Raw genomic sequence first — 4767 nt, forward strand, 5'->3', positions numbered from 1 at the left:
CGTCCTCGCGGACCCAGCCGTAGAGATCCAGGGTGGTCTGCACGTGTGCGTGTCCGAGCCGCCGCGACACGACCCACTCCGGGGTCCCGGCCAGCAGCAGCGCGGTGGCATGGCTGTGCCGGAACCAGTGCGGGGTCCAGCCGGGCGGGCCGATGCCCTTCTTGCGAAGCGCCGCGGTCTTGTCCCGGACCGTTCCCTGCCGCAGTGCCCCCAGCAGCGGGGGCCGCGCGAGGTTCACCAACAGCGGATCATCAGCGGTCAGCGGGAGCCCGAGCTCGTCGGCGCGGCGGGCCAGCTCGGTCAGGTAGTCAGCGAACAGCCGTTCCAGGTCGTTGCCAACGTAGACCCGGCGCGGGCGCATCATCTTCACCCGGGCTCCGTTCGGGTTGTCCTCACGGGGGACGATCTCGACATACGGGGTGTCGCCGCGGCCCATCACGAAGTCGCTGATCCGCATGCCCATTACCTCACCAAGCCGGCAGCCGGTCTCGGCCAGCAGCGCGAACAGCAGTCGGTCGCGCAGGTTGCCGGCCCAGTCGCCGGTCGCCGGGTCGGGGACGGCGCAGCCGTCGAGGACGGCCTGGATCTGCTGGGGCAGCAGGAGCGGCGGCCGTCCGCGCGAGCGGTGTCGGCGCACCCGCACCATCGCCGACGGGCTCGGTGCCGAGCGCGAGTCCAGGTGGGCCAGCAGGCCCCGGGCCGGGCTTCGGCGCGGTGCCCCGCGCAGCAGCCGCGCCGCGACGGGCACGTCGAACACGGCCTCATGCCACCGGTAGAAGGAGATCAACGCCGCCAACCGGGCCTCCAGGGTCTCCGCCGACGGCGCCGTCTCCGATGCGACCAGGGCGTGCTCGACCGTGCGGCCGTTGCGCAACCAGGACAGGAATCCCGACACCGCCGAGACCCCGACCTCTTGCCACCGCTCGGCCTCGGCGCGCTGCTCGAGGAACGTCCACCACTGGGCCAGCGACGTCGCGTAGCCACGGACCGTGTTCGGCGACCACAGGTGGCGATGGGCCTCCAGCCACTCCTCGACCGGAAACACCGTCCGGTAGTCATCGTCGATCACCGTCCAGGTGCGCGGTCCAACCGAGGGCCGGACCGCCAAGCTATGCGCCACGTCGTCGTTCCATCTCGTCGAAGAACACCCGCCGATAGTGACGCAACAACGACGACAATCCACATTAGACACGCTCGTTGCAGACAGAGAAGAGACGAACTCAAGACCCGGTGATAACGGGTGGGCCGAGCAGGGCGATGTTGTCGTGTGCCGCCACGAACTGCAGGGCGGCCAGGTCGCGGATCTTGCGGGGGTCCAGCTCGGGTTGGAAGGCGAAGTCGAACGCGTCGAGGCCCTTGTGGTGCGGCAGGCCGGACAGCTTGAGGGCGGCGCGGAAGCGGCGGCCCTCGCGGACCCCGACCTCTTCGCCCAGGGCCAGGTCGAGGAAGTCGCGGTAGCCCATGGTGTCGGCCTCGGCCCGGGCGACGAGGTCGTCGAGGTGTTCGGCCAGGTGCGGCAGGGCCAGGCGGGTGGCGTGGTCGCGGATGCGGGTGGTGACCAGCTCGCTCATCTGATCTCCCGAGCGGGCAGGGTGCGGGTCAGCGCCCGGCGGAGCAGCACGGTGTGCTCGCCGAGGTCGGCAATCAGCCCGGCGGCCAGCCGCTCGGGCGACCCGGTCGACCAGCCCAGCCCGGTGAGGAACTCGGCGAGGTCATCGAGGGCCTCGTCGCCGGCGTGCAGCAGCCAGTCCTCGACGGTGCCCAGCAGTCGGCGCAGCTCGTCGACCTGCTCGGCGTCCAGCAGCACCGGCGGGGAATCGGGACGGGTCATCGCTGCGCTCCCGCCGTCGCTCCCGCCGTGCTGGTGACCGGTGAAGTGAGTCCGGCGGCGGCGTCGTAGGCCCCCAGCGGCCGGTGCGCGACCGCGGTTGCGGCCGCGGGGCGGCTGGTCAGCAACGCGGCCAGCGGATCGGTGTCGACGCCGGTCGGGGTCGACCCGGTCGTGGTCGGGGCGGTCGCGGGTGCCCCCGGCGGCTGGCTGGTGACGGGGTCGACGGTGACCGCTCGGGTGTGTCCGTCGGGCAGGCCGTCCCAGTGCGCGGGGTCGACGATCAGGCTGCCGCGGTGGGTGGCGCGCGGGTGGGCGGCGAGCACGATCGGCTCGCCGTCGATGGCCAGCCGGTGGATGGTGACGGTGTCGGCACTGACCCGGACCTCGACGCGCTGCCCGGCCCGCGCCGCCCGGCCGTCGCCGGCGCGGGCCGGGACCGAGTAGTGCGAGCCGGCGAAGCTGATCAGACAGTCCCGCCCGACCCGCCGCAGGTGGCGCTCGCAGACCAGGTAGGGCAGTGCCGGCAGCGGCCGCAACGCGGCGTGATCAGCCGTGGCGCGCACCCCGATGAGCTCGCCGTGGGTGCGATGCACCTGGCCCCGGCGGATCGGCACCCACTGGCCAAACGCCCCGTTCAACTCGGCGAGGCTGGTGAACGTGCGGCCGGCCAGGACGTGGTCGCGCACGATCGCGACCTGGCGTTCCACCCGGCCCTTCCCGGTCGGCCGATAGGCGGCCAGCACGTCGATGACGAAGCCGTAGTGCGCGGCGAACGCGGCCGCCTCCGGGTGCAGCGGCACCGCCTGGCGCGGGGCGACATGGCGTTTGACCACGGTCTTGGTCCGGTCGTAGACGATGCTTGCGGGGACGCCGCCGAAGTGGGCGAACGCGCGGCGGTGGCAGTCGAAGAACGTGCCCAGGTCCTGGCTGGTGACAAAGCAGCAGAACGGGTCCCGCGAGTAGGACAGCGTCATGTGGAACGCGTAGACCTTGCCGATCCCGGCCTCGAGCAGGATGCCGCCCTCGTCGCCCCAGTCCACCTGGGCCTGCGCGCCGGCGAGGACCTCGAACCGGCGATGCAACCCCGACAGGCGCTCGTCGCCGTCGTCCTCGCGCGCCAGACGCACACGGGCCTCGGCGACATACAGCTTGATCCGTTGGTAGTGGCCGATGAAGCCGTGCTCGGCGACCAGCCGCTCGTGGATCACGCTGGCCTTCAAGCGTGGGTCGGCGGCCAGCCAGGCGTCGATCATCGGCGCGACCGCGTCGACCTTGCGGGTCACCGTGCCCTTCCGCGACGGTGCGGTCGGCGGCCCGCCCGCGGCGGCGGTCGACAGGTACTTCTTGACGGTGCGCCAGTCCACACCGACCTCATCGGCGATCTCGCGCCAGGTCGCGCCGGCGGCACGCAACGGTTGGTAGCGGCGTAGGTCCATCCATGCCTCCACGGGCAGGATCACGAGGTGGCCCCCCTCCGGTCTTGTCTGCTTGGCGGCTGACAAGCCGGAGGGTGGTCACCCCTGGGCGAATCGAGGCGGAACGACTCGCCGGAACCTCAACGACAGATCACCTCGTACGCGGACCTACACATGAGCCCGTACGCGGACAACGGCGTGGTGTGACAATACGGGTGAGTCGTTGGCGTTTCGGCTGCGCGCGGGCAACGCCGGCTCCAACACAGCGGTCGATCACATCGAGGTGCTCGGCGAGGCGATCGCGCAGCTGCCGGCCCGGCACCGGCGTGACTTGCTGGTCACCTGCGATGGTGCGGGCGCCACCCTGGACCTGGTCGGCCACATCACCGCGCTGAACGCCGCACCCGGCCGGCGGGTGCACTACTCGGTCGGGTTCGACCTCGACGCTCGGGCCCGCACCGCGATCAGCCAGCTCTGTGACACCGACTGGCACCAGGTGCTGGATCACCGCGGCAAGCCCCGCGACCCCGACGACGCCGGCGTGGCCGAGCTGACCGGGCTGCTGCGCCGCTCCGTGGGCGGGGACCGGCTGGCCAACTGGCCACCGGACATGCGCATCGTCTGCCGCCGCGAACGGCCCTCGTCCGGGGCACAGCTGTCCGTGCTGGAGGACGCCGACGGCTGGCGCTACCAGCTCCTCGCCACCAACACCCCGACCGGGCAAGCCCAGTTCCTCGAAGCCCGTCACCGACCGCACGCCCGCGTGGAGGACCGCATCCGCACTGGCAAGAACACCGGCATCGGCCACTTGCCCTCCACCTCGTTCGCGCTCAACCAGGCCTGGTGCGTGGCCGCGACCATCGCCTGCGACCTGCTGTGCTGGCTGCGGCTGCTGTGCCTGGACGGCCCGCTGTCCCTCGCCGAACCCAAGACCCTGCGCTACCGGCTGCTGCACACCGCCGCCCGGCTGGTCCGCGGCCAACGCAAACGAAAGATCAAAATCCCGGAGACCTGGCCATGGGCCCGGGAACTCGAAGCCTGCTTCCTGGCCATCTTCGCGCTGCCGCCCCCGACCTGACCGCCTTTGTCCCCGCCCCGGCCTCAGCAGTCCCTCCGGCCAGTGGAACCGGACGCCCGCCCGAGCGATGTCGGGCAGCCTGTGCTGGCCCACCACCGACCCACAAGATCAGAAACGGAGGTGAAGATCACGACAGCCGGTCGGAACTCAACCCTACGATCCGGGTGAATGATCAAGGTAAGGGGAAGGCGGCGCCCAGGATAGGGAGCCAGCACCTTCCTCATCGCGCTGAGCCGCGTTCTGGCGCTCAAGATGCTGCGCGCATCCGCTCGACGGGGTGTCGGTAACCGCGGCCGCGGCCGCGCACGGCTGTTCCCGGGCCGGGTTCTTAGGGCCCGCCGATGATCAACACGCTCATTTTTGGGGCGGCCGGAGTGTGTAGTTCCATTCCGGGTGCCAGTGGTGGCGGTGTAGGGCGCCGGTGTCGTGGAGCGTTTTGATCT

4 protein-coding genes and 1 pseudogene are annotated in these 4767 nt (G+C 71.2%); 1 reads left to right on the forward strand and 4 read right to left on the reverse strand.

The window, feature by feature from the left end; translation table 11 throughout:
• The 4 genes from VF468_17160 to istA form a co-directional block, all read right to left on the reverse strand.
• On the reverse strand, positions 1-1120 hold a 1120-nt coding region (locus VF468_17160), incomplete at its 3' end, for a tyrosine-type recombinase/integrase (protein HEX5880023.1).
• A gap of 100 nt (positions 1121-1220) precedes the next feature.
• Positions 1221-1571: an ATP-binding protein gene (locus tag VF468_17165; protein ID HEX5880024.1), complete on the reverse strand. Its 351-nt coding sequence runs from the start codon at positions 1569-1571 to the stop codon at positions 1221-1223.
• Complete coding sequence (locus VF468_17170) at positions 1568-1831, reverse strand: hypothetical protein (GenBank protein ID HEX5880025.1); 264 nt, start codon at positions 1829-1831, stop codon at positions 1568-1570. Before VF468_17170 ends, VF468_17165 begins: the two co-directional genes overlap by 4 nt.
• On the reverse strand, positions 1828-3267 hold the full coding sequence (gene istA / locus VF468_17175; protein ID HEX5880026.1) for an IS21 family transposase: 1440 nt from the start codon (positions 3265-3267) through the stop codon (positions 1828-1830). The genes VF468_17170 and istA overlap by 4 nt, the downstream gene beginning before the upstream one ends.
• 196 nt (positions 3268-3463) lie before the next feature.
• On the opposite strand from istA, the pseudogene VF468_17180 reads away from it, so the two are divergent.
• Positions 3464-4324 (forward strand): annotated as a pseudogene (locus tag VF468_17180) (transposase).
• The last annotated feature ends 443 nt before the right edge of the window (positions 4325-4767 follow it).

The sequence above is a fragment of the Actinomycetota bacterium genome (assembly GCA_036280995.1).
Taxonomy (GTDB): domain Bacteria; phylum Actinomycetota; class CALGFH01; order CALGFH01; family CALGFH01; genus CALGFH01.

Coding starts and splice junctions, on each gene's coding strand:
- istA (HEX5880026.1), bottom strand. CDS start 3,267: ATGGACCTACGCCGCTACCAACCGTTGCGTGCCGCCGGCGCGACCTGG.
- VF468_17170 (HEX5880025.1), bottom strand. CDS start 1,831: ATGACCCGTCCCGATTCCCCGCCGGTGCTGCTGGACGCCGAGCAGGTC.
- VF468_17165 (HEX5880024.1), bottom strand. CDS start 1,571: ATGAGCGAGCTGGTCACCACCCGCATCCGCGACCACGCCACCCGCCTG.